Origin of the sequence: Janibacter massiliensis (assembly GCF_900289115.1) — a bacterium.
Classification (GTDB): Bacteria; Actinomycetota; Actinomycetes; order Actinomycetales; family Dermatophilaceae; genus Janibacter_A; species Janibacter_A massiliensis.
Genome location: NZ_LT985196.1, coordinates 795,670 through 819,517, shown reverse-complemented (window position 1 = coordinate 819,517; position 23,848 = coordinate 795,670). Strand labels below are relative to the sequence as shown.

Annotated in this window: 19 protein-coding genes; 12 read left to right on the top strand and 7 right to left on the bottom strand. The window is 71.3% G+C overall.

The genetic code is table 11. The annotated features are described in order from the left end of the window. Positions 1-12: 12 nt before the first annotated feature. Positions 13-1,233 (bottom strand): hypothetical protein, encoded by a 1,221-nt coding sequence (locus tag DAA34_RS03990; RefSeq protein WP_106817719.1) that lies wholly within the window; start codon positions 1,231-1,233, stop codon positions 13-15. Between the two features lie 383 nt (positions 1,234-1,616). Here DAA34_RS03990 and DAA34_RS03985 point away from each other — a divergent pair, with 383 nt between their 5' ends. Beyond that, positions 1,617-1,877 carry a type II toxin-antitoxin system Phd/YefM family antitoxin gene (locus DAA34_RS03985; RefSeq protein WP_199847415.1) on the top strand — a complete coding sequence of 87 codons (261 nt, stop codon included), beginning with the start codon at positions 1,617-1,619 and terminating at the stop codon, positions 1,875-1,877. Beyond that, entirely contained in the window at positions 1,874-2,140 is a 267-nt protein-coding gene (locus tag DAA34_RS03980; RefSeq protein ID WP_106817718.1) for a type II toxin-antitoxin system RelE family toxin, read from the top strand. Before DAA34_RS03985 ends, DAA34_RS03980 begins: the two co-directional genes overlap by 4 nt. A gap of 236 nt (positions 2,141-2,376) precedes the next feature. On the opposite strand, the gene DAA34_RS12085 is transcribed toward DAA34_RS03980, so the two are convergent. Together DAA34_RS12085 and DAA34_RS03975 are read right to left on the bottom strand one after the other, a co-directional pair. Beyond that, positions 2,377-2,517 (bottom strand): hypothetical protein, encoded by a 141-nt coding sequence (locus DAA34_RS12085; protein WP_158707601.1) that lies wholly within the window; start codon positions 2,515-2,517, stop codon positions 2,377-2,379. A gap of 25 nt (positions 2,518-2,542) precedes the next feature. Then, positions 2,543-3,103, bottom strand: coding sequence for a hypothetical protein (locus tag DAA34_RS03975; protein WP_106817717.1), 561 nt, complete (start codon positions 3,101-3,103; stop codon positions 2,543-2,545). 162 nt (positions 3,104-3,265) lie between these two features. Here DAA34_RS03975 and DAA34_RS03970 point away from each other — a divergent pair, with 162 nt between their 5' ends. Continuing rightward, complete coding sequence (locus tag DAA34_RS03970) at positions 3,266-5,140, top strand: acyl-CoA dehydrogenase (RefSeq protein WP_106817716.1); 1,875 nt, start codon at positions 3,266-3,268, stop codon at positions 5,138-5,140. 148 nt (positions 5,141-5,288) lie between these two features. On the opposite strand, the gene DAA34_RS03965 is transcribed toward DAA34_RS03970, so the two are convergent. Then, complete coding sequence (locus tag DAA34_RS03965) at positions 5,289-5,561, bottom strand: DUF6458 family protein (protein ID WP_106817715.1); 273 nt, start codon at positions 5,559-5,561, stop codon at positions 5,289-5,291. A gap of 197 nt (positions 5,562-5,758) precedes the next feature. On the opposite strand from DAA34_RS03965, the gene DAA34_RS03960 reads away from it, so the two are divergent. Together DAA34_RS03960 and DAA34_RS03955 are read left to right on the top strand one after the other, a co-directional pair. Beyond that, complete coding sequence (locus DAA34_RS03960; protein ID WP_106817714.1) at positions 5,759-6,481, top strand: hypothetical protein; 723 nt, start codon at positions 5,759-5,761, stop codon at positions 6,479-6,481. 54 nt (positions 6,482-6,535) lie between these two features. Then, positions 6,536-7,558: an LLM class flavin-dependent oxidoreductase gene (locus DAA34_RS03955; RefSeq protein WP_106817713.1), complete on the top strand. Its 1,023-nt coding sequence runs from the start codon at positions 6,536-6,538 to the stop codon at positions 7,556-7,558. A 12-nt stretch (positions 7,559-7,570) separates the two neighbouring features. On the opposite strand, the gene DAA34_RS03950 is transcribed toward DAA34_RS03955, so the two are convergent. Both DAA34_RS03950 and DAA34_RS03945 read right to left on the bottom strand, forming a co-directional pair. Then, positions 7,571-9,562 (bottom strand): cytochrome c oxidase assembly protein, encoded by a 1,992-nt coding sequence (locus DAA34_RS03950; RefSeq protein WP_106817712.1) that lies wholly within the window; start codon positions 9,560-9,562, stop codon positions 7,571-7,573. Positions 9,563-9,639: 77 nt separating this feature from the next. Then, complete coding sequence (locus DAA34_RS03945) at positions 9,640-11,565, bottom strand: APC family permease (RefSeq protein WP_106819776.1); 1,926 nt, start codon at positions 11,563-11,565, stop codon at positions 9,640-9,642. Positions 11,566-11,722: 157 nt separating this feature from the next. On the opposite strand from DAA34_RS03945, the gene ahpC reads away from it, so the two are divergent. From ahpC to DAA34_RS03920, 5 genes are all read left to right on the top strand, one after another. After that, positions 11,723-14,536 carry an alkyl hydroperoxide reductase subunit C gene (gene ahpC / locus DAA34_RS12790; protein WP_158707600.1) on the top strand — a complete coding sequence of 938 codons (2,814 nt, stop codon included), beginning with the start codon at positions 11,723-11,725 and terminating at the stop codon, positions 14,534-14,536. A 107-nt stretch (positions 14,537-14,643) separates the two neighbouring features. Further along, complete coding sequence (ahpF, locus tag DAA34_RS03935; RefSeq protein ID WP_106817710.1) at positions 14,644-16,323, top strand: alkyl hydroperoxide reductase subunit F; 1,680 nt, start codon at positions 14,644-14,646, stop codon at positions 16,321-16,323. 31 nt (positions 16,324-16,354) lie between these two features. Continuing rightward, positions 16,355-16,783, top strand: a complete 429-nt coding sequence (locus DAA34_RS03930) for a cupin domain-containing protein (protein WP_106817709.1) — start codon at positions 16,355-16,357, stop codon at positions 16,781-16,783. A gap of 69 nt (positions 16,784-16,852) precedes the next feature. After that, positions 16,853-17,620, top strand: coding sequence for an SDR family oxidoreductase (locus DAA34_RS03925; RefSeq protein ID WP_106817708.1), 768 nt, complete (start codon positions 16,853-16,855; stop codon positions 17,618-17,620). Positions 17,621-17,677: 57 nt separating this feature from the next. Continuing rightward, on the top strand, positions 17,678-18,721 hold the full coding sequence (locus DAA34_RS03920) for an esterase/lipase family protein (RefSeq protein WP_106817707.1): 1,044 nt from the start codon (positions 17,678-17,680) through the stop codon (positions 18,719-18,721). Positions 18,722-18,727: 6 nt separating this feature from the next. On the opposite strand, the gene DAA34_RS03915 is transcribed toward DAA34_RS03920, so the two are convergent. After that, positions 18,728-19,414, bottom strand: a complete 687-nt coding sequence (locus DAA34_RS03915; RefSeq protein ID WP_106817706.1) for a response regulator transcription factor — start codon at positions 19,412-19,414, stop codon at positions 18,728-18,730. A gap of 141 nt (positions 19,415-19,555) precedes the next feature. Here DAA34_RS03915 and DAA34_RS03910 point away from each other — a divergent pair, with 141 nt between their 5' ends. Together DAA34_RS03910 and DAA34_RS03905 are read left to right on the top strand one after the other, a co-directional pair. Further along, the gene (locus tag DAA34_RS03910) at positions 19,556-21,625 is read left to right on the top strand and encodes a catalase (protein WP_106817705.1); all 2,070 of its coding nucleotides are present in this window, start codon (positions 19,556-19,558) and stop codon (positions 21,623-21,625) included. 67 nt (positions 21,626-21,692) lie between these two features. Continuing rightward, positions 21,693-22,583 (top strand): SDR family NAD(P)-dependent oxidoreductase, encoded by an 891-nt coding sequence (locus tag DAA34_RS03905; RefSeq protein WP_106817704.1) that lies wholly within the window; start codon positions 21,693-21,695, stop codon positions 22,581-22,583. Positions 22,584-23,848 lie beyond the last annotated feature (1,265 nt).

Sequence of the window (23,848 nt, the reverse complement as noted above, 5' to 3'; positions counted from 1 at the left end):
CGAAAATTCCCTCTATCCGCGTCTCATCAGTCCGTAGCGAGTTCGCCCGGACCACGGTTCGCCGGGTGGCCAAGGATCGGACAGACCGAAGAAGTCCTGCGCGGTCCCGGTCGGGGGCTGCTGATCCAGCTGTCTACCTTCGATTTGAACTGTTGCTGCGGGGATCCCCAGATCCCGGGGCAGCCCGCGGAAGGGGGCCGGATGGCGCCAAAGAGTGACCTCGGCCCGCTGCACGTGATACGGCATCAGCTGGTTCACAACCAGCACGCCAGCCACGTGACGGTTCTGCCACCTTGGCGGGGCGCCAAAGTAGCCGTCAGGGTGTCGAAACGGCTGTGCCCGAATTTCGCTTGCCTCCGTCTCACTCAAGCGGTACGCCTCCCCTCCGTACAGAGCATTGGTGGCGTGCCAACGGTCACTAGCGAAGTTGTAGGTGCCGATTGCCACGACAAACGGGGCGTCGAGGTCCCCATACTTGCGGTGCTTGCTGGTGAGCGCTTTGCGGATCCATGGCGCGTCGTCAACTATGCCCGCCCGGGTGTGCCCATACACACCGATCGCTCGGTGGTCGGCACCTCGACGCTGGGGTCCGGGCCCGGCAGGAATGGCCTTGAACGTGGCCGACCACCCATCGTGGGTCCACTCGTAGGTCGCGGCACGATCGAGATCGATCTCACTGGTGGGGTCAAGAGTGGAGAGCCAACGAGTGAGGTCAGCGCGTAGGCGAGCCGCGGCCGGGGGTCGCGGCCCGTCAGACAGATCGTTCAACCACAGATAGAACCGGAGGTCCGGGACCTGGTCCACCACGTCGAAGAGGACGGCACGCCGCTGCGCGGCGGCCTTCGCTGTCGGAGTCGCGCCGGGAGCGATTGCTTCGACGTAAATCCTTTCGCCGTCGCGCTCAGCCGAGAAGTCTGGCCGAGACGAAGTGCCCGCGACGTCTGGGTGGATAGTGACCTCGTAGCCGGCGCGCAACAGGCTTTCGTGTAGGTAGAGCTCGAGAAAGGCGCTTCGGAACTGGTCGTCATCCCGACTGCGCAGGCGATTGCGCAGATCCATATACTCGTCTCCGCTCGAGACGTGGTCAAGCCACTGCTGCATCAGATCCCGAGGGTGTTCCCAGTAGTCCCCTGCGACACGGTTCAAGAACTCGAAGGTGGACTCGCGGTGCTTGCCCGGAGACCCATCAGTGCGTCTGGCGCCGTCGAACAACGGTCGGCGGTGTGCGTCCATACCGGAAGGCTGCCAAGCAGCACCGACAGCGGGAAGTCGCCGACGAGCGCGGATCAGCGTCGATGCCACCGCCCGACGACAGACGGACGACCGTCGAGCGAGACCGCGGGGCGTCCGCTGAGCCGCGCAGCCCCGCGCCACGGCGGGTCGTATGGTCACCTGGTGACTCGCGCTATCCGCCAGCTGCTGGACGAATTCTCCTGCGAGGGATCCGCGGTCAGGCACCGCGGAGGCGGCCGGGGCGAGGAGAACGTCCTGACGGGAGAGGTGGTCCTCCACCAACGGCGGGACGCCGACCGGCCCCTCGCAGCTGCTCGCCGCCCGCACCGCTTCACCCACCTCACCGATGTACATTTCGGCGGTTTCAGCGCACAATCACGTGCATGAGTGAGATGACCGTGACCGATGCGCGCGCCCGGCTGGCCGATGTCGTGGACTCGGCTCGGGTTCGGCACGACCCCGTGTACCTGACCCGGCGGGGCCAACGGGTCGCCGCCGTCATCGACGCCGACGATCTCGACCGACTCATCGAGGCCGCAGAAGACCTCGCTGACATCGAAGCCGCTCGAGCCGCTCGGGAGGAGATCGACGCCGAGGGTGCGATCCCGTGGGAGCAGGTCAAGGCCGACCTCGGCATGGCATGACCTACCTGGTCGAGATCGCCCCGGCCGCCTCACGCCAGCTGCGCAAGCTCGACGGTGCGGCGCGCAGGCGCGTGCGGACCGCCATTGACCTGCTGGCATCGGACCCGCGGCCCGCCAACGCCAGCAAGCTGAAGGGCGGCGCCGGCGAGTGGCGGGTGCGTACCGGCGACTACCGCATCGTCTACGACATCGACGATGGCGTGCTCCGCGTCCTCGTCCTCGCCGTCGGGCACCGCAGGGAGATCTACCGCCGCAGCCGTTGACAGCGCATGCCGGGCATAAGCGCATCGGAGAACTTGCAGCGCTCCAACCTCGTGCCAGAGGCGAAGATCAAGCAGTACGTGTCAAAGGCGCAGAGCCTAAAGTTCCAGCTCATGGCATGGACCGCCGAGACCGAGGGCTGGGGTCCGCATCAGATCCGCAAGCACGGCAACGAGATGCGCGAACTGCTTGGCGCCCCGCCGGTGGAGGCCGCACCGGAGCGTGTCGAGGAGCGCGTTCACGCGCCGGCGAACAACTCCGCGATCTCGTCAAGCGGCTCGTCGAACGCGTCCTCGTAGGCGAGCAGACCCGCGGCAGTCCCGAACACGAGGTCCCGGCACGTGTGCGGCACGAGGTCGTGCACGTCTGCCGTCGTCATGCCCCCAGCGTACGGGTTAAGCCACTCAGCAGCTGAAGATGCGCTCGCCCTCGGCCTTGCCGGGCTCGCCGGTCTCGGTGTCGATCGGGACGCGCACGCTGCGACCGTCGACCGTCGTCAGCCGCAGCGCCCCCGCGCCCTCCCACGCCACGGAGTCGAGCGACGACGCCTCCGACGCGGCGTCCGAGAAGCACCCGACGCGCCAGAAGTCCTCGCCCTTCTCGGGCTTCTGCTGGACGTAGACGGTGTCGGTCGAGTCGATCCCCGAGCGCCCGTCGACGACGACGTACTCGTACGGCTTCCCCTCGGGTGCCGCGACGCCGCCCGCCCACGGCTCGTGGTGCCGCGTCGGGTCGGCCAGCGACACGAAGAGCCCGATGAGCAGGGCGACCGCGACGAGGGCCCCGAGCAGGCCCGCTCCGAGCAACGCCAGCTGCTTCATCCCGGGCCGTGCGGGGCGCTCCCCCTCGGTCAGCTCGAGCAGGTCACCGCTGCGGTCGTCGTCGATCAGGTCATCACCCCGGGGGTCGCCGAAGGTCGCGTCGAGGTCGTCGGGCTCTGTGTCGGCAGGGGGCTTCGTCGGCACGCCCGCCAGTGAACCAGAGACGCCGGCGCGAGTGTCGTTCGCCACGATCGTGTCCCCCGCCTTGCCCGAGGCCCACCCGGCCGGAGACGATGAGGCAGGCTAGGTGAGCGCGCGCTTACCCGGCGACGACTTCCTTCCCCTGCGACAGTGAGGACGCGACCGATGGGTCACTACAAGAGCAACTTGCGGGACGTCGAGTTCAACTACTTCGAGGTCTTCAACCGCCAGGAGGTCCTCGGTCAGGACCCGTACGGCGAGGTCGACGCCGACACCGCCAAGGAGATGCTCAAGGAGGTCGCGCGCCTCGCGGAGAACGAGCTGGCCGAGTCGTTCGCCGACGCCGACCGCAACCCGCCGGTCTACGACCCGAAGACGTTCTCGGTGACGATGCCCGAGTCCTTCGCCAAGAGCTACCAGGCCTACGTCGAGTCCGGCTTCTGGAGCGTCGACGCCCCGGCCGAGTTCGGCGGCACCGACGCCCCGCCGTCGCTGAAGTGGGCCATGAACGAGATGGTCCTGGGCGCCAACCCGGCGATCGCGATGTTCGCCGCCTCGTACTCCTTCGGCAACCTCCTCGCCCTCCTCGGCAACGAGGAGCAGAAGAAGCTCGCCCGCTGGATCATCGAGAAGGGCTGGCACTGCACGATGGTCCTCACCGAGCCGGACGCCGGCTCGGACGTCGGCGCCGGCCGGACGAAGGCCCACGACAACGGCGACGGCACGTGGAACATCGAGGGCGTCAAGCGCTTCATCACCTCGGCCGAGTCCGACATGACGGACAACGTCATCCACTTCGTCCTCGCCCGCCCCGAGGGCGCCGGCCCCGGCACGAAGGGCCTGTCGCTCTTCATCGTCCCGAAGTTCCACGTCGACCTCGAGACCGGTGAGCTCGGCGAGCGCAACGGCGCCTACGTCACCAACGTCGAGAAGAAGATGGGCCTGAAGGTCTCCACGACCTGCGAGGTCACCTTCGGCGAGAAGGAGCCGGCCGTCGGCACGCTCCTCGGCGACGTCCACGACGGCATCGCCCAGATGTTCCGCGTCATCGAGCACGCCCGCATGCTCGTCGGCACGAAGGCCATCGCCACCCTGTCGACCGGCTACCTCAACGCCCTCGAGTTCGCCAAGGAGCGCGTCCAGGGCGCCGACCTCACGCAGATGACGGACAAGGCCGCCCCGCGAGTGACGATCACCCACCACCCGGACGTCCGCCGCTCCCTCATGCTGCAGAAGGCCTACGCCGAGGGCCTGCGCGCGCTCGTGCACTTCACCGCGACGCAGCAGGACATCGTCGACATCGAGCAGCGCCGCACCGGCAGCGAGAAGATCGCCGAGGACAGCCCGGCGGCGATGGCCAACCGCGTCAACGACCTCCTCCTGCCGATCGTCAAGGGCCTCGGCTCCGAGCGGGCGTGGGTCCTCCTGGGCACCGAGTCGCTCCAGACGTTCGGCGGCTCCGGCTTCCTCCAGGACTACCCGATCGAGCAGTACGTCCGGGACGCCAAGATCGACACCCTCTACGAGGGCACGACGGCCATCCAGGGCATGGACTTCTTCTTCCGCAAGATCATCCGCGACAAGGCCCAGGCCCTCATGTGGCTCGCCCAGCAGATCCAGGAGACGGCCGGCGCCAAGGGCGCGCAGGGCGGCAAGCTCGACCGCGAGCGCGACCTGCTCGCCAAGGCCCTCGAGGACGTCCAGGGGACGATGGGCTACATGGTCGGCGAGCTGATGAAGTCCGACCCCCGCCAGGAGGGTGGCGACGTCACCAACCTCTACAAGGTCGGGCAGAACACGACCCGCTTCCTCCTCGCGGCCGGTGATCTCGTCGTCGGCTGGCTGCTCGTCAAGCAGGCCGCCGTCGCCGCGGACGCCCTCGAGGCCGGCGCGTCGGGCAAGGACGTCGACTTCTACACCGGCAAGATCGCCGCCGCGCAGTTCTTCGCGCGTCAGGTGCTGCCGCGTCTGGCCGCCGAGCGCGCCATCGCCGAGGCGAGCGACAACGACCTCATGGAGGTTCCCGAGTCGGCGTTCTGACCGAACCCGCTCAGCCCTGACCCGGGGCCCGGCACCGCAGCGATCCTGCGGGCCGGGCCCCGGTCCGTTCCCGGACGCGCCGGTGCCCCGGCGGCCGAGGCTCACCGGGGCACCGTGGGCCCGCAGGCCCAGCGTCGGGAGAGGCGCGTCAGAAGGCGCCGCGGTCCCGCTCGACGTCGACGCGGTCGACCGTCTCGCCCGTGTTCGGGTCGGTCATCGTGCGGCGGGTCGAGGTGTAGCCGGCGTCGAGGTCGCGGCGGCCGCGAGCCATGACGAACGACAGGAGGATCGCCAGCAGGCCGGCGAGCATCATGATCCAGCCGATCATGTTGATGTTGACGCCCGAGACGGCGTCGGCGCCGAGCGCGAACGACAGGATCGCGCCGACGACGAGCAGGAAGATCCCGACTCCGATGTACATGGTCACTCCTTGGTTGGGGGACCCGTCGGGTCCGTCCCGAGCAGGGTAGACGCCCGCGGCGCGGTTACCGAGGGACCGGATGGGCACGATTCGGTCCCGAAAGCAGACGATGCTGTCGTCACACCCGCCACATGTGCACCACCCATCACATGCGGGCTACGGTGGACGCGCCCCCCCGACCCCGTCCGGAGCCTGTCGTGCTGAAGACCGTCCTGACCTCGACCGCCGCCGCGGCCGCCCTCCTCGCGCCGCTCGCCCCCGCCCACTCCGCGCCCCCGGCGGCACCGCTGGCGACGTCCACCCTCCGCCCGACGAAGATCCGCCTCACGCTCACCCCCGAGACCCTCGGGATCGGCGAGCGGCTGCGGATCCAGGGGGTCGGCTACCGCACCGACACGTACTCCCCGATCGTCGACCGGACCGTCTACATCCAGTCGCGCCCGGCGTGGACGACCCGGCCGTGGCGGACGACGACCACCGTCCGCACGAACGCCTACGGCCAGTTCACCTACGTCCGCACCGTCGACCGCTCCCGCCAGTACCGCGCCGTCATCTCGGCGACGACACGGGACGCCAAGGCCGTGTCCAAGGCCGAGATCAACCGGGCCACGCCCGGCGTCTGGACGAACGTCTCCGCGCACGTCTCGCGCACGACGACGGGCCGGACGAAGGTCGCCGGGCGCCTGACGCGGGTCGAGGGCGGCCGACCGGTCCCCCTGCGCTGGGTCGTCGTCGAGGCCCGCCTCGAGGGCGAGACCCGGTGGTACAAGGTCGACAGCGACCGCGCGACCACGCAGGGCTGGTGGGCGATCAACCACAGGCCCCCGCCGGGCTCGTGCCGGACCTACCGCGCCACCTTCGGCGGCGACTCGGTCTTCGCGGGCAAGTCGCGCCGGACGATCTGGTCCGGCTGCAGCTGACGTCGCGACCCGCGGCGACGGAAGGTCTGCCGGGCCACGTGCGTTGACGCCCCCATGACCTCCCCGCGCGTCCCCCTGTCGATCCTCGACCTCGTCCCCGTCTCGCAGGGCAGCACCCGGCAGGAGGCGTTCGAGTCATCGACCGAGCTCGCCCGCCGGGCCGACGCCCTCGGGTACCGCCGGTACTGGGTCGCCGAGCACCACGGCTCGCACGCGTTCATGGCGTCCGCGACGAGTGTCATCCTCGGTCACCTCGCCGAGCACACCGAGCGGATCCGGCTCGGGTCCGGCGGGGTCATGCTCCCCAACCACGCGCCGCTCATGGTCGCCGAGTACTACGGCACCCTCGCGACGCTCTACGGCGACCGCTTCGACCTCGGGCTCGGTCGTGCCCCCGGCACCGACCCGATGACCGCGGCCGCGCTGCGCCGGGCCGGGGACGGCGGACAGCTCGACACGTTCGCCCGGGACGTCACCGACCTCGTCGGCTGGTTCGGCCCCGAGGGTGGCAGCACCTCGGGCCTGCGGGCGATCCCCGGCGAGGGCACGCAGGTGCCGATCTGGATGCTCGGGTCGTCGACGGGCGGGGCGCAGGTCGCCGCGGCCCTCGGCCTGCCGTTCTCCTTCGCCAGCCACTTCGCCCCCCAGCAGATCGCCGAGGCGCTGCACGTCTACCGCGAGGGGTTCCGGGCGGACGCCCCGACCGCCCAGGTCGACCGGCCGACGGTCATGGCGGGCGTCAACGTCCTCGTCGCGCCCACGCAGGAGGAGGCCGAGCACCTGTTCACGACGTCCCAGCTGATGGCCGTCCGGATCCGCACGGGTCAGCCGGCGCCGCTCGACCCACCCGTCGCGGACCTGGCCCAGGCGCTCCCCGAGCCGCTTCTCGCGATCGCCGGACGCTCCCGGGGCCGCGGCCGGGCGGTGGGCGACCCGGCCCACGTCGTCGCCGAGCTCGAGCGGTTCGTCACGGCGTACGACCTCGACGAGCTCATCGTCACGACGTACACGCACGACCCGGCGCTGCGGGTGCGCTCGATGGAGCTGCTCGCGCAGTCGTGGGGGCTGCCGGCCTGACGCGGGCGCGGGTCAGCGCCGACCCGCGGCGGAGTCCTTCTCCCGCAGCGCGGCGAGGTAGGAGTTGTACGCCTCGAGGTCGGCGTCGCCGTCGCGCTCGGCCCGGCGGTCCGTCCGTCGCGTCTCTCGGGCGTCCGAACGCATCCACTGCAGCGCGACCATGAGCGCGAGCGCGAGCGTCGGTCCCTCGCCGACGCCCCACGCGATCTCGCCGCCCAGGTGCTGGTCGCGCAACGGGTCGGGCCCCCACGGGAGGGCGAGCCGGGTGAAGAACTCGGGCGCGAGCACGCTGTTCATCCCCGTGAGGATGACGCCGAAGAACGCGTGGAAGCTGATCGTCGCGAAGAGGACGACGAGCAGCGCCAGCGGCGACCACCGCTTGGGCCCGGGGTCGATCCCGACGAGCACCCACGCGAAGACGTACCCGGCGAGCAGGAAGTGCACCATCATCAGCACGTGCCCGGTGTGGGTGCGCAGCGCGAGCTCGAACAGCGGCGAGAAGTAGAAGATCGCCATCGAGAAGAAGAACATCGACGCGGCGACCGCGGGGTTGGCGAAGACCGCGAGGTAGCGGCTGTGGACGAACCCCAGGAGCGCCTCGCGCGGGCCCATCGTCCGGTCCCGCCGGGCCGGCAGGGCCCGGAGCGCGAGCGTGATCGGGGCGGCCGGCACGAGGAACAGCGGCACGACCATCGCGACCGACATGTGCATGACCATGTGCCAGCTGAAGAGGATCCGGCCGTAGACGCCGGGCGCGCCGCACGTGGCGTACACGAACACGAGCCAGCCGACCACCCAGCACGCGGTCCGCAGCCACGGCCAGGAGTCACCGCGGCGCCGCAGCCGGAGCACCCACGACACGTACACCCCGACGGCGACGGCGGCGACGGCCAGCCACAGCCAGTCGATGCTCCAGTCTCGCCACCAGCTGGACGCGTCGGGCGGGCCGGGATCGGGGTAGCCGGACAGCTGGTAGACCGCCGTGGACGGCGGCGCGAGCGCCGCGTCCCCGGGAGCGGGGGTGCGGGTCAGCGCGGTGGCGGCCCCGAACGCCACGCCCATCGTCGCGATCTCCGCCAGGAGGAGCCGGACGAACGCAACGGTGTCCTGCGGCGCAGCCTCGAGGCCCGCGATGACCCGACGGCGGTGGGCCCAGCCCGCCGCGACGAGCGCGGTCAGCGCGAAGACCTTGATCGCGAGGACGAGCCCGTAGCGCGAGAGCAGGTCGCGCGGGCTCGCGATGCTCGTGACGACGACGAGGAGCCCGGAGAGCAGCAGGGCGCCGACGCACCACAGCGCCACGGCGGAGAACCGGCGCAGGACCACGGGCAGGTGCGCGCCCAGGCCCGGCCGGAGGACGGCGATCGCGGCCAGACCCCCGACCCACAGGCACGCCGCGACGAGGTGGACCGCCAGGCCGTTGACGCCGTTCATGTGATCGACGCTGGCGGAGGTGTGCCCGACGAGCGCGAGCGGCATGAGGGCGAGGACACCGAGGGCGAAACCCCACGCGAGGCGCACCTTCGACTCGGTCCGCCCGACCAGTGCCGCGATCGCCACCGCGACGATCGCCGTGAGCAGCGGGTTGCGGACGGTGTCGACCGACCAGCCGGTCGCGCGCAGCTGCGCGAGGAAACCATCGGCCCCGGGCGCCGTCCCGGCGAGGTCGGCGAACGTCAGCGACGCGCCGAGGACCGCGGTGAACGCCCACAGCAGGGCCGCGCGGGCGGCCCACCCGGAGGCCGTGAGCCGGCGGCGGGTCCGGGTCGTCTCCGGCACGAGGAACGCGCCGACGAACGCGAACCCGATCGTCGCGGCGGCGGCCAGGTCGTGGACCGTGCGGACCAGCGGCAGCCCCCAGCGGACGAGGGGTCCGGGGTCGGCGACGAGGTACGGGGCGACGGCCCGCCCGATGACGAGCGCGAGCACCGTCGTGACGAGGGCGACGCCGCCCAGAATCCGTCCCGGACGCCTGTCGATCTCGCCCACCGTCCGATCCGCCATGCCCAACACAGTAGGACGGGGCGTCCGGCCGACCCGCAGGGCGTGCCCCCGCCGGGGCCCTTGACGCCGGGCCGTGCTCAGCCGCCGACGTGCAGCTGCGGGCGCCTGCTCTGCTCCGGCTCGGCCTTGCGCAGGATCTCGTGGGTCAGCGGCGGGACGTCGCCCTGCCCCGAGAGGAAGAACCGCAGCGCGTTCTGCGCCGGGGGCTTCTCGCTCCACTCGAAGTAGCAGTGCGGCATCTCCGAGTCGGGGAAGCGGTCCCGGGTGGCCAGGAGAACGGCCGCGATGGCGTTGGGGATGCTCGCGCCCGTGGCCCGGAAGACCCAGTAGGCGCCGACCGTGTCGGCCTCGACCTCGACCGTCGTCTCGAACTCGCTCGCGTCGCTGACGACGATCTCGAGGAAGATCGCTTCCTCGTCGTCCGACAGGTGGTTGTCGCGGCGGACCTCGAGGTCCTTGGCGAGGTACACGTCGTCGGCGCACGACCCGCGCTTGCGGGCGATGTACCGCACCGGCGGGTTGCTCACCGCGGCGTCGAGGATCTCGAGCGCGTCGTCGGAGAAGGTCACGTGGCTCACCCGCAGCTCGGTGCTGCGGGTGATCCGCGAGTAGACCGACACGACGAGGATGAGCGCGGCGAAGATGAGCGCGATGACCAGACCCTCGGGGCGCTCGAGGATCGTCACGCCGAGCGTGTAGATGAAGATCAGGCTGATCGCGCCGAAGAACGCCGCCGCGAGCCGGTGCCTGCGCCGCAGCTCGGTGAGGAAGACGGCGCACGCGGCCGACGTCATGAGCGCGAGGACGCCGGTGGCGTAGGCACCCGCCTGCTTGTCGACGTTCGCCTGGTAGATCACGGTGACGAGCGCGGCGATGCCGATGAACACGAGCGTCAGCGGGCGGGTCGAGCGGGCCCAGTCCGGCGCCATCCCGTACCGCGGGAGGAAGCGGGGCACGATGTTGAGCAGGCCCGCCATGGCCGAGGCCCCGGCGAACCACAGGATCGCGATCGTCGCCGCGTCGTAGGCCGTGCCGAACCCCTCACCGAGCCGCTCGTGCGCGAGGTAGGCCAGCGCGCGACCGTTCGCCGAGCCGCCCGGCTGGAACTCCTCGGCGGGGATGAGCAGCGTCGTCGCGAGCGAGGAGCCCAGGAGCATGACGCTCATGACGAGGGCAGCCGTCGTGAGCAGCTTGCGGGTGTTCTTGATCCGGCCGACCGGGTGGGCGGGGTCGTCACCGGGCTCGCCCTTGACGAGCGGCATGACGACGACACCGGTCTCGAAGCCGGACAGGCCGAGCGCGAGCGCGGGGAAGACGAGGAGCGCGGCACCGATGATGCCCAGGACGTTGCCGTTGCCGGCGAGCATCGAGGCGTTCCAGTCGGACAGCAGCGAGGGGTGCGCGACGATCTCGCGCAGCCCGTCGACGATGACGACGGCCGAGAGCCCGAGGTAGATGAGCACGAGGACGACGGCGACCCCGATGGCCTCCTTGAACCCCTTGAGGAAGATGGCGCCGAGGGCGAGCAGCAGACCGAGGGTGACGACGACGCTCTTGCCCTCGAGGGCCTCGTGCAGGAAGGGGTTCTCGACCAGGTGGGCGGTCGCGTCGGCGGCCGACAGGGTGATCGTGATGACGAAGCCGGTGGCGACGAACCCGAGGAGGGTGAGGACGAGCAGCTTGCTCGGCCAGTACGTGAGGAGCCGCTCGAGCATCGACAGCGAGCCGTCGCCGTGCGGGGACTCCTCGGCCACCCGCCGGTACATCGGCAGTGCGCCGAGGAGGGTGACGAGGACGAGGACGAGCGTCGCGACGGGGGCGAGCGCACCGGCGGCCAGGGCCGCGATGCCCGGCTGGTAGCCGAGGGTGGAGAAGTAGTCGACGCCCGTCAGACACATGACCTTCGGCCAGGCCTGGACGTGCTCGGTCTTCTTCGCGTGCTCCTGACCCTCGTAGTACCCGCCCGGGTCGGGCTGGGACTCCGCGTCGAGGAACCACGTCATGAAGGGGCCACGGCGCGGGGAGCCGGGCAGCTGGGCGGTACTCACGACGCAGAAGCGTACGGTCGCCGCACGCGCCCCCGGTGCGCACGGGGACCGACACCGGAGGGCCGACCGCTCGTCGCCCGTGGTTCACCGTCCGTCCCTACCGTCCGGAGGCATGACCCCGCCGCCCGTCAGCCGCCGCACCGTCCTCGCCGCCACGCCGGGGCTCGCCCTCGCCGCCACGCCGGCGAGCCCTTCCGAGGCTGCGACCGGCACCTCTCCCGCTGCCCCCGTCGGCGTCGACGACTACCCGCGCCTGGACACCCTGCCGTTCGCGCACGGCGTTGCCAGCGGGGACCCGACGCCCACGCGGCTGATCATCTGGACCCGGGTCACCCTTCCGGACCGGGACCCGGCCGGCCCACCCGGTGCCAACCCGCGCGGCTCGCGCCCGGCGGTCCGCTGGGTCGTCGCCACCGACCCGGCCCTGACGACGGTCGTCGCGTCCGGCACCCAGACGGCGACAGCCGAGCGGGACTGGACCGTCAAGGTCGACGTGACGGGGCTGCGCCCGGCGACGACGTACTACTACGGCTTCCGCCTCGGGGCCCAGCGCTCGATGACGGGCCGCACCCGCACGAGCACGAGCGGGCACCTCGGCCGGGCGCGGCTGGCCGTCATGTCGTGCCAGTCGTACTGGTCCTCCCGCTGGGCGGGGCTGGGCCACCTCGCACGCCGGAACGACATCGACCTCGTCATCCACCTCGGCGACTACATCTACGACTTCATCGACGGCAACGAGAAGGTGCGCTCCCGGGTCGGCTTCGACCGGATGGACCACCCCGACAACCGCGACTGGCTCGACCTGCACGAGGTGCGCCGCCGGTATGCCCTGTGGCGCTCGGAGCCGAACCTCGTGCGGGCCCACCAGCAGCACCCCTGGTCGATCGTCTGGGACAACCACGACATCGACCCCGGCTACGGCAACGAGATCGACGTGCCGGGCATCGACCCCAGCAGCGCCCGGACGACCCTGGCCGACACGATGCGCGCGTTCCACGAGTGGACGCCGACCCGCCCCGTGCTGCCGGACGGCTCGGGGCGGTGGGACCTCGTCGACGACGGCTCGTACCCGTGGCCGAAGGACCCCTCGCTCATCCACCGGCACCTCACGTACGGGGACCTCGCCGACGTCTTCCAGCTCGACGCGCAGTCGGGGCTGGACCGCTACGGCCGGACGCCGGACGCCTCGCACCTGAAGGCCGGGGAGAAGAGTCTCCTGGGGTCACGTCAGTTCCGCTGGCTCGTCGATGGGCTACGCCGGTCGCAGGCCGCGGGCACCCGGTGGCGGATCGTCGGGAACCAAGCGTGGTTCACCCCGGTCGACCTGCCGGACGTCGTCGAGGGTCAGCCCATGCCGAAGATCGGAATCTCGCGGTGGGCGAAGTTCCCGGCCGAGCGATCGGCGTTCACCTCTGCGCTGCGCGGGGACGCCGTCCACGACCGGGTGCGCGGGACGATCTGCGTCTCCGGCGACAGCCACGGCAACCTCGGCGCGGACCTGCTCGGAGCGGTCGCGGCCGACGGGTACGGCAGCGGGCTCCGGGGCGGCAACCCGCGGGACGGATCGTTCCCGGAGAACCGGGACGCGGGGTGCGTGCGCACGACGACGGGCAACCTCGGGGCGTGGAACCGCCGGGCGCAGTCGGTCGGGGTCGAGTTCTCGCCGTCGTCGATGGGCCGCGGCGGTGCCGACGACGCGATCACCGGGGCCGGGTTCAGCCAGAGGGCGCCGTGGGGCTCACGCGGGTCGCGGAACGGGCGATCGCCGGGCTCGCGCCGAACGTCCAGTTCCTCGAGTGGGCCGACCACGGGTACGGGATCGTCGACCTCACCCACACCCGGGCGATCTTCGAGTGGTGGTGGCAGGACAAGCACCGCGCCGACGCCCCCGACGTCCTCGGCCACCAGATGGCGACCTGGGCCAAGGACGACGCGAGCACGACGCCGCGCCGCTGGCGGGACCAGATCGACGCGGTGTGGGTCCACGGGCTCGTCGTCCGAGCGACCGCGGGCACCCGCCGGTCCGCCCCGGCGCCCGACCCCGGCGCCATCCGCCAGCTCTGACGACTCCACCGGCCCGCTCGCGCCGCCCGAACCGACTCGCGCCCACCCAGTCGACTCGCGCGGTCCGAGCCGACTCGCGCCTTGTTCGCGCCTCGTGAATCGGCTCGTGGTCACCGGATCCGGTGACCACGAGTCGATTCGCTGCGCGCGAGCACGGACCCGCGGGCGCAGCGCCGGACGACCTGCTGTCGAACCCGGGGTGCACGACGCGGCGCGGTGCGCTAGATTGGAATCGTTCCAAAAAAGGACAGGGCCGCCACGCGGTCCGTCGCGACCGATCGACGATCAAGGAGCACGCATGTCCCTCATCAACACCCAGGTCAAGCCGTTCAGCGGCACCGCGTACGTCAACGGCGAGTTCAAGGACTTCTCGGAGAAGGACATCGCGGGCAAGTGGGCGATCTTCTTCTTCTACCCGGCCGACTTCACCTTCGTCTGCCCCACCGAGCTCGGTGACCTCGCGGACCACTACGAGGAGCTCAAGGGCCTGGGTGTCGAGGTCTTCGGCGTCTCGACCGACACGCACTTCACGCACAAGGCGTGGCACGAGACCTCCGAGACGATCGGCAAGATCACCTACCCGATGCTCGGCGACCCGACCCAGCAGATCTCGCGCAACTTCGAGATCCTCCGTGAGAACGAGGGCCTGGCCGACCGCGGCACCTTCCTCGTCGACCCGGACGGCGTCATCCAGTTCCTCGAGGTGACCGCCGAGGGCATCGGCCGCAACGCCGCCGAGCTCGTCCGCAAGGTCAAGGCCGCCCAGTACGTCCACGCCCACCCGGGCGAGGTCTGCCCGGCCAAGTGGGAGGAGGGCGCCGAGTCCCTCAAGCCCGGCATCGACCTCGTCGGCAAGATCTGATCGAGCCGCGCCCTCCGTGACCGCGGGGCCGGGCCACCACCGGCCCGGCCCCGCGCCGCGTCCTCCGCACATCCCCGACCGCCCACCCCTGCCGCAGGAGACCGACCGTGGCCATCGACGCCGACCTCGTCGCCCAGCTGACAACCCTCCTCGAGAACGTGCGCGAGCCGATCGAGCTCGTCCACACGACCGACGACTCCGACAAGTCCCGCGAGCTCATCGAGCTGCTCGACCAGATCGCCGGGCTCTCGGACAAGGTCACCGCCCGCCCCGCGCAGGACGACGAGCGCGGCCCCCGCACGCCGGCGTTCACCATCGCCCGCACCGGCACCGACGTCGGCGTCACCTTCGCTGGCATCCCCCTGGGCCACGAGTTCTCCTCCCTCGTCCTCGCCCTCCTCCAGGTCGGCGGGCACCCCGTCAAAGAGGACGAGGCGACGATCGCCGCAGTCCAGGCGGTCGAGGGCGAGCACGAGTTCGTCACGTACATGTCCCTCACGTGCCAGAACTGCCCGACCGTCGTCCAGGCGCTCAACGCGATGAGCGTCATCAACCCGAGGATCCGCCACACCTCCGTCGAGGGCTCACTCTTCCAGGACGAGATCTCCGAGCGCGAGATCCTCGCCGTGCCGACCGTCTACCTCGACGGCGAGCTCTTCGACTCCGGTCGGATGGAGCTGTCCCAGATCGTCGCAAAGCTCGACGAGCGCACCGGCGGCGCCGGCGCGCAGCAGGCCGCCGCGGAGCTGTCGCAGCGCGAGCCCTACGAGGTCCTCGTCGTCGGGGGTGGCCCCGCAGGCGCATCGGCCGCGATCTACTCCGCGCGCAAGGGCATCCGCACGGGTCTGGTCGCCGAGCGCTTCGGCGGGCAGGTCCTCGACACGATGGCGATCGAGAACCTCGTCTCCGTCCCGCACACCGAGGGTCCGAGGCTCGCCGCCGACCTCGAGCAGCACGTGCGCGAGTACGAGGTCGACCTCATCAAGGGTCAGGAGGCGCGTGCCCTCGCGGGCGCCGGCGACGACGGACTCGCGCGGGTCGAGCTCGCCTCGGGTGCCTCGCTGCGGGCCCGCACGGTCGTCGTCGCCACGGGCGCGCGCTGGCGGACGATGGGCGTCCCCGGCGAGGACGAGTACCGGAACAAGGGCGTGACCTTCTGCCCGCACTGCGACGGCCCGCTGTTCAAGGGCAAGCGCGTCGCCGTCATCGGCGGCGGCAACTCCGGCGTCGAGGCCGCGATCGACCTCGCGGGCGTCGTCGGGCACGTGACGCTCGTCGAGTTCCTCGACGAGATGCGCGCCGACCAGGTGCTCCAGGACAAGCTGCGCTCCCTGCCGAACGTCGACGTCGTCCTCGGCACCCGGACGACCGAGGTCGTCGGCGACGGCTCGAAGGTCACCGGCCTGCGCCACGAGCCCCGCGACGGCGGCGAGAGCACCCTCACCGAGCTCGACGGCGTCTTCGTCCAGATCGGCCTCCTGCCGAACACCGAGTGGCTCGAGGGCTCCGGCCTGGCGCTCACCGATCGCAAGGAGCTCGTCGTCGACGGCCGTGGCGCAACCGACCTCCCCGGTATCTTCGGCGCGGGTGACTGCACGACCGTGCCGTACAAGCAGATCGTCGTCGCCCTCGGGGCGGGGTCGACCGCCGCGCTCAGCGCGTTCGACCACCTCATCCGCACCGATTCACCATCGAGCACCCACTCGGTCGCCGCGACGAAGGAGGCGGACGGCCCCGGGGACGAGATCGACACCCCGGACATCGCCTCCGGTGCGCAGCGTCCCTGAGCCTCGTACCGATCGAGACAGGAGAGAAGAGATGGCGGAGATCGACCTCACCGACCACGGCCCGCAGCCGTACGTCCTCGACATCGAGGAGGCGACGCTGGGCAACGACAACTTCCGCGCGACCCTGTGGACGGGGAAGAACCTGCAGCTCACCGTGATGACCATCCAGCCCGGGGACGACATCGGCCTCGAGGTCCACGACGACCACGACCAGTTCCTGCGGATCGAGCAGGGCACCGGCACCGTCCGGATGGGCCCGTCGAAGGACGACCTGTCCTTCGAGGCGACCGTCTCCGACGACGACGTCGTCCTCGTGCCCGCCGGCTCCTGGCACGACATCGTCAACACCGGCGAGGAGCCTCTCAAGCTGTACTCGCTCTACGGCCCGCCGGACCACGTCCACGGCACGCTCCACCCGACGAAGAGGGACGCCGAGAAGGATCCGAACGAGCAGCACTGACCCCGCGCGACGAGCGCGCCGGTGCCACCGCCCGCCCCACCCGGGGCGGGCGGTGGCATCGTGGTACCCATGACCTCCTCGCGCGGAACGATCGTCATCACCGGTGCCTCGTCCGGCCTCGGGGCCGAGATGGCCCGCCAGTTCGCCGACCTCGGCTACGACCTCGGGCTCGCCGCCCGGCGCACCGAGCGCCTCGAGCAGCTGCGCGCCGAGATCCTCGCCGCGCATCCCGACCGCACGGTGGTCCTCGAGCCGATGGACGTCACCGACGCCGACCAGGTCTTCGCCGCCACCCGCAGGTTCGCGGAGCAGCTGGGCCGCATCGACCGGTACGTCGTCAACGCCGGGCTCGGCAAGGGCGCGCCGATGGGCACCGGTCGGTTCGACGCGAACCGGCAGACGGTGATGACGAACGTCGTCGGCGCGCTCGCCCAGACGGAGGCGGCGATGGAGGTCTTCCGCGAGCAGCAGCGCGGCCACCTCGTCATGGTCAGCTCGATCTCCGCGCTGCGCGGCATGCGCAAGACGATGACGGCGTACGCCGCGTCGAAGGCGTTCGTCGCCAACCTCGCGGAGGGCGTGCGCTCGGAGATGCTCGGCGCCCCCGAGCTCGACATCGACGTCTCCGTCGTCTTCCCCGGCTACATCCGGTCGGAGATGAACGAGAAGGTCGCGCAGAAGACCCGGTTCATGGTCGACACGACCACCGGTGTCGCGGCGATGGTCGCGGCGATCGAGGGGCGCCGGCCGAAGGCCTACGTCCCGGCCTGGCCGTGGGTGCCGATCGGCGCCGCCATGCGCGTCCTCCCCCTGCAGCAGGTCCGCCGCCTCATGTGACGAACGGATCCCGGCCGTCCGGAGCCACCGGGCCGACCGGACCGCTAGCGTCGTGGCGTGAGCGAGGACGCCAGCGCGTCGGAGGTCGCCCGCCTGGCCGCCGGGGCCATCCGCGCGGCCGCGCTCACCGGGGTCGGTGCCGTCCACGGACTCGTCGGGGACTCCCTGCACCGCGCCGCTCCGATCGTCACCACCCGCATGGAGCTGCGCGCCGCCGGTCGCCGCGTCCGCGCGACGCGCTCGGGCCTGGCCCGCGCCTTCCCGTCCGCGCGGCCGACCCTCCTCGTCCTCGTCCACGGCCTCTTCGAGACCGAGGCGGTGTGGTCGTTCGCCGGGATCGGCCGGCACGGGGTCCGGACCGCCCCGACGTACGGGGACGCCCTTGCCGACGAGCTCGGCTCGACGGCGCTCATGGTCCGGTACGACACCGGCCTGCGGGTGTCGGACAACGGCGCGGCCCTGCTCGAGCTCCTCGGGACCGTCGTCCGTCGCTGGCCCGTCGAGGTCGGACGGATCGTGCTCGTCGGGCACTCGATGGGCGGTCTCGTCATCCACTCGGCGCTCGCGCAGGTACCCGACGTCCCCGTCGACGAGCTGCCCGACGAGCTCGCGTGGACCCGGCTGGTCACCGACACCGTCTCGCTCGGGGCGCCGCACCACGGAGCACCCCTCGAGCGGGCCGTCGCCTCCGCGGCCGCGGCGCTGGACCGGGGGCGCCGCACCCGGTGGGCGGCCGCCGTGCTGCGGGCACGGTCCGTCGGGATCAAGGACATGCGGCACGGGAACCTCCTCGAGGCCGACTGGTCCGGGCACGACCCCGACCACCCCGCCGACACCCGATCCCCGGGCCGTCCGCGCGGGCGGGTGCGCCACCGCGCGGTCGTCGGCTCCCTCACCCGCGGCGACCATCCCGTCGGACGGACGATCGGTGACCTCGTCGTTCCCGTCGCGAGCGCCCGGCACGAGTCGCCGGAGGAGTCGCTCTCCCGGTTCGCGGCCGAGGACGTCGCCGTCGTCGCGCCGCTGCACCACCTCACGCTCGTCAACGACGACCGGGTGCTCGAGGTGCTGCGGTCGTGGCTGCTCCCCCCGACCGACTAGGGCCCGTCAGCCGATCCTGCGGGCGGCCTCCGGCGCGAACCCGTGCTGCACGCCCCACAGCACGGCCTGGCTGCGGCGCTCGACGCCCATCTTCCGGTAGCTCGTGCGGATGTACGTCTTCACCGAGTTGATGCTCAGGTGGGCACGGGCGGCGATGTCCTCGTTCGTCAGGCCCTGGGTGATGAGCGCGATGATCTCCGACTCCCGGGCGCTGAGACCCTCGGCCTTGCCCGGCCACTGCAGCTGACGCGATCCCGGCAGCGCCCGTTCCTCGCCGTGGTCGTCGGCCGACTCCTCGGCAACCGCCTCGAGCCGGACGACGACCTCGCCGGCGTGGACGCGGGTGAGCACGTCGACGAGCTCGGCCGCGGTCGCCGACTTCGGGACGCACCCGCGGGCTCCTGCGGAGAGCGCCTCCTCGACGAGCACGTCGTCGAGCTGCCAGCCGAACAGGACGACAGGGACCGAGAGGGAGGAGATGAGGCGGCCAGCCTGCTGCTCGGCAACCCTTGCTCGCGCGTACAGGTCGTAGAGGACGACGTCCACCTCCGACAGGACCGGCACCCTCGACGCGAGCTCGACGACCCGCACCCGGTCGTCGCCCGCAAGCATGGCCGCGACCCCGGCCACGACGACCTCGTGGTCGTTGACGACGGCGACCCGGATCGGCGCGGGTGAGGAGGGGTCGGGCATGCCCCCACGGTAGCGGCAGGGCGGCGCGCTGGACGCCTCCACCCGGACGGGGGGACGACACATGCCCAAGGTCTGTCCTAGGTTGGTCATCGGACGCAGACCGGATCGCCCCGGCCCACCACGAGGCACGAGAGGACCCCCATGGTTCCGAAGGACGGCACGACGACCGGCAACGCCGGCGAGCTCCACCAGCACCCCGTCGACGGTGGTGCGGCCATGACGACCGCGCAGGGCATCCCGATCCGGGACAACCAGAACACCCTGCGTGCGGGCGACCGCGGCCCGGCGATGCTGCAGGACTTCGCGATGCGGGAGAAGATCTTCCACTTCGACCACGAGCGGATCCCGGAGCGGGTCGTGCACGCCCGCGGCTACGGCGCGCACGGCACGTTCGAGGTGACCGACGCGCTCGCCGACGTGACCATGGCCGAGCTCTTCCAGCAGGCCGGCACCACCGTTCCGGCGTTCGTCCGCTTCTCCACCGTCGCCGGGAGCAAGGGCAGCTTCGACCTCGCCCGCGACGTGCGCGGCTTCGCGGTCAAGCTCTACACCTCGCAGGGCAACTGGGACCTCGTCGGCAACAACATCCCGGTCTTCTTCATCCAGGACGCGATCAAGTTCCCCGACCTCGTCCACGCGGTGAAGGAGGAGCCGGACACCGGATTCCCGCAGGCGCAGTCCGCGCACGACAACTTCTGGGACTTCGTCTCCTTCATGCCCGAGTCGACGCACATGACCCTGTGGCAGATGTCGGACCGCGCGATCCCCCGCAGCTTCCGGTTCATGGAGGGCTTCGGCGTCCACACGTTCCGCTTCCTCACGGCCGAGGGCAAGAGCACCTTCGTCAAGTTCCACTGGAAGCCGAAGCAGGGCCTGCAGTCCGTCGTGTGGAACGAGGCCGTGAAGATCAATGGCGCGGACCCCGACTTCCACCGCCGCGACCTCAACGAGGCGATCGTCTCCGGCGACCTGCCGCAGTGGGACCTCGCGGTCCAGCTCTTCGACGACGAGGTCGCCGACTCCTTCGAGTTCGACATCCTCGACCCGACGAAGATCATCCCCGAGGAGGTCGTGCCGCTGCGCGTCGTCGGCACCCTCACGCTCGACCGGGTCGTCGACAACGACTTCGCCGAGACCGAGCAGGTCGCGTTCTGCACGCAGAACGTCGTCCCGGGCATCGACTTCACGAACGACCCGCTGCTGCAGGGCCGGAACTTCTCCTACCTCGACACCCAGCTCTCGCGGCTGGGCTCGACCAACTTCACGAAGCTGCCGATCAACGCGCCGAAGTGCCCGGTGGCGCACTTCCAGCGCGACGGTCACATGCAGACGGACGTCCCGAAGGGCCCGGCCAACTACGAGCCGAACGGCCACCAGGGCGCCGACCGAGGTCCTCGGCCGCAGCAGGCCTCGTTCCTCGACTTCGCCGCACCGGTGCAGGGGGACACCCGCCGCATCCGCCCCGAGTCCTTCGCGGACCACTACAGCCAGGCCCGGCAGTTCTTCATCAGCCAGACGCCGGTCGAGCAGCTGCACATCGTCGACGCGTACACGTTCGAGCTGAGCAAGGTCAAGAACCCGGTCATCCGCGAGCGGGTCGTCGCGAACCTCGGCAACGTCCACGAGGATCTCGCCCGCCTCGTCGCGGACGGCCTGGGCATGCCGCTGCCGGACGCGAGCGAGCCGTTCGCCCCGGTCCGGGACGACCTGGCCGAGTCGCCGAGCCTGAGCATCCTGCGCAAGGGGCCTGACTCCTTCGCCGGCCGCAAGCTCGGGCTGCTCGTCACCGACGGCTCGGACGCCGACATCGTCTCGGCGATCCAGGACGCGGCGGCGAAGGTCGGGGCGACGGTGAAGATCGTCGCGCCGGTCATCGGCGGCGTGAAGCTCTCCGACGGCTCCCGCCTCGCGGCCGACGAGATGATCAAGGGCGCCCCGTCGGTCCTGTTCGACGCCGTCGCCATCCTCCCGAGCTCCGACGGCGCGGCCGAGCTCGCGAAGGACCCGGCGGCCAAGGACTTCGTCAACGACGCGTACAACCACTACAAGTTCATCGGTCTCGGCGCGGAGGCGATGCCGGTGGTCGAGGCGGCCGGTCTGACGCAGGACGACCTCGATGAGGCCTGCCCGAGCCTGTCGGCCGCGGACGCGGACGCGTTCTTCGCCGCGCTCACGCCGCTGCGGAAGTGGGACCGCCCGGTCGCCCGCTGACCGATCGGTGCGCACCGACGGCCCGCAGCCCCTTCTGGGGTTGCGGGCCGTCTGCCATCCTCACCACATGGCACTGCCTCGACTCACGGTCCACGGTTCGACAGCCCTCGTCACCGGCGCGGCCGGCGGCATGGGCGAGCACATCGCCCGCGGCCTCGCCCGCCGCGGCTGCGACGTCGTCCTCGTCGACGTCCTCGCCGAGGGCCTCGAACGGGTCGCGGAGTCCATCCGCGCCGAGTCCCCCGCCGTCACCGTGACGACCGACGTCGTCGACCTGTCCGACCGGAGCGCCACCGAGGCACTGGGACGCCGGGTCGCGACCAACCACCCGGACCTCAACCTCGTCTTCAACAACGCAGGCGTCGCCCTCGGCGGGCGCCTGAACGACGTCGACCTCGCCGACATCGACTGGCTGCTCGAGATCAACCTCCACGCCCCGATCCGGCTCACGCACGCCCTGCTGCCCCTCCTGATGGAGAACGGCAACGCCCACGTCGTGAACACCAGCAGCCTCTTCGGGCTCATCGGCCCGCCCGGCCAGACCCCGTACTGCACGGCGAAGTTCGGCCTGCGCGGGTTCTCCGAGTCCCTCCGTAGCGAGCTCGCCGAGCGGAGGGCACCCGTCGGGCTCACCGTCGTCCACCCCGGCGGCATCCGGACGAACATCGCCACTCACGCCCGCATCGGCGCGCGCGTCGACCCCGTCGAGAAGGCCGAGCAGCAGAAGTCCTTCGAGAAGCTCCTCCACTACCCCGCCGACCGCGCCGCCGAGGAGATCATCGAGGCGGCGATCGCCCGGCGCCCGCGCCTGCTCATCGGGTCGGACGCGAAGGCGCTCGACGTCCTGGCGCGGCTGGCGCCGGGCTCGTACTGGCGGGTCCTCGGGCCGCTCATGGCGGCGGGGCAACGGCGCTCTGTACGCGGCCGCGGACCCCGCGCCCTGCTACGTCGTCGCTGACGGCGCTTGACAAACCTACGGGACCGTAAGTTACGGTTCCGTAGGTGAGCACCACTTCCGCCCGCCGCACCGCGCACGCCGTGCGCAGCGACGCGGCTGCCACCCGGCGCACGCCCACCGGTCGAGCGTGGGTCGACGGCGCCTGGCGCCTGGCCGAGGCGCTGACCAGCCCGCTCGTCCCCGCCGACTACCTCGACCTCCTCGACCCGCTGCGGTCCGGGGCCGAGCTGCGCGGCAGGGTCGTCGCCGTCGACCACGAGACGGCCGACGCGGTCACGGTGACCATCCGCCCCGGCCGCGGCTGGGCCGGTCACGTCGCCGGGCAGTACATCCGCATCGGCGTCGACGTCGACGGGGTCCGGCACTGGCGCGCGTACTCCCTCACGTGCCCGGCCGCCCCGACCGCCGACGTCATCGCGATCACCGTCAAGGCGATCCCCGACGGTGTCGTCAGCGGTCACATCGTCCGCGCGCTGCGCCCCGGCACCCTCGTCGCGCTCGACCAGGCCACGGGCGACTTCGTCCTGCCGGATCCGCTGCCGCCGCGGATCCTCTTCCTCACCGCCGGCTCGGGCATCACCCCCGTCGCCGGGATGCTGCGCACCCTGCGTGCGCAGGGACGGCTCGGGGAGGTCGACGTCGTCGTCCACCACGCCGCGCCGCGCGCGGACGAGATGATCTTCGCGGGCCTGCTGCGCGAGCTCGACGGCGCGGGACTCATCCGCCTGGTCGCCCGGCACGACGACGAGGACGGCATGCTCGCCATGACCGACCTCGAGACGGTCGTCCCCGACTGGCGCGAGCGCCAGGCATGGGTCTGCGGTCCCACCGGGATGCTCGACGCCGCCGAGGAGCACTGGGCCGCGGCCGGGCTCGCCGACGCCCTCCACACCGAGCGCTTCCGACCGCCCCTCGTCGATGCCGGCGAGGGCGGCGAGATCACCTTCGTCGACAGCGATGTCACCGTCGAGGCCGACGGCGGCACGACCATCCTCGACGCCGGGGAGGACGCCGGGGTGATCCTCCCTTCCGGGTGCCGCATGGGCATCTGCATGGGCTGCGTCGTCACCCTCCGCCAGGGCGCCGTGCGCGACCTGCGCACCGGTGAGACCACCGTGGCCGAGCCCACGAGACGGACTCCTATCTCGTATGCCGTCTTCTGCTTGAAAAAAAAAACTAACCTCTATTGGGTACACCTGCCCTCGCCTATCCTTGTCAGGACATCGAGCGCGATAGAACCCTCGCCCTATCTCACAAGCCCCCAT

Coding starts and splice junctions, on each gene's coding strand:
- DAA34_RS03915 (WP_106817706.1), bottom strand. CDS start 19,414: ATGCCCGACCCCTCCTCACCCGCGCCGATCCGGGTCGCCGTCGTCAAC.
- DAA34_RS03945 (WP_106819776.1), bottom strand. CDS start 11,565: ATGACGTGGTTCCTCGACGCGGAGTCCCAGCCCGACCCGGGCGGGTAC.
- DAA34_RS03955 (WP_106817713.1), top strand. CDS start 6,536: ATGACCTCCCCGCGCGTCCCCCTGTCGATCCTCGACCTCGTCCCCGTC.
- DAA34_RS03970 (WP_106817716.1), top strand. CDS start 3,266: ATGGGTCACTACAAGAGCAACTTGCGGGACGTCGAGTTCAACTACTTC.
- DAA34_RS03965 (WP_106817715.1), bottom strand. CDS start 5,561: ATGTACATCGGAGTCGGGATCTTCCTGCTCGTCGTCGGCGCGATCCTG.
- DAA34_RS12085 (WP_158707601.1), bottom strand. CDS start 2,517: ATGACGACGGCAGACGTGCACGACCTCGTGCCGCACACGTGCCGGGAC.
- DAA34_RS03930 (WP_106817709.1), top strand. CDS start 16,355: ATGGCGGAGATCGACCTCACCGACCACGGCCCGCAGCCGTACGTCCTC.
- DAA34_RS03905 (WP_106817704.1), top strand. CDS start 21,693: ATGGCACTGCCTCGACTCACGGTCCACGGTTCGACAGCCCTCGTCACC.
- DAA34_RS03925 (WP_106817708.1), top strand. CDS start 16,853: ATGACCTCCTCGCGCGGAACGATCGTCATCACCGGTGCCTCGTCCGGC.
- DAA34_RS03910 (WP_106817705.1), top strand. CDS start 19,556: ATGGTTCCGAAGGACGGCACGACGACCGGCAACGCCGGCGAGCTCCAC.
- DAA34_RS03980 (WP_106817718.1), top strand. CDS start 1,874: ATGACCTACCTGGTCGAGATCGCCCCGGCCGCCTCACGCCAGCTGCGC.
- DAA34_RS03985 (WP_199847415.1), top strand. CDS start 1,617: ATGAGTGAGATGACCGTGACCGATGCGCGCGCCCGGCTGGCCGATGTC.
- DAA34_RS03950 (WP_106817712.1), bottom strand. CDS start 9,562: ATGGCGGATCGGACGGTGGGCGAGATCGACAGGCGTCCGGGACGGATT.
- DAA34_RS03990 (WP_106817719.1), bottom strand. CDS start 1,233: ATGGACGCACACCGCCGACCGTTGTTCGACGGCGCCAGACGCACTGAT.
- ahpC (WP_158707600.1), top strand. CDS start 11,723: ATGACCCCGCCGCCCGTCAGCCGCCGCACCGTCCTCGCCGCCACGCCG.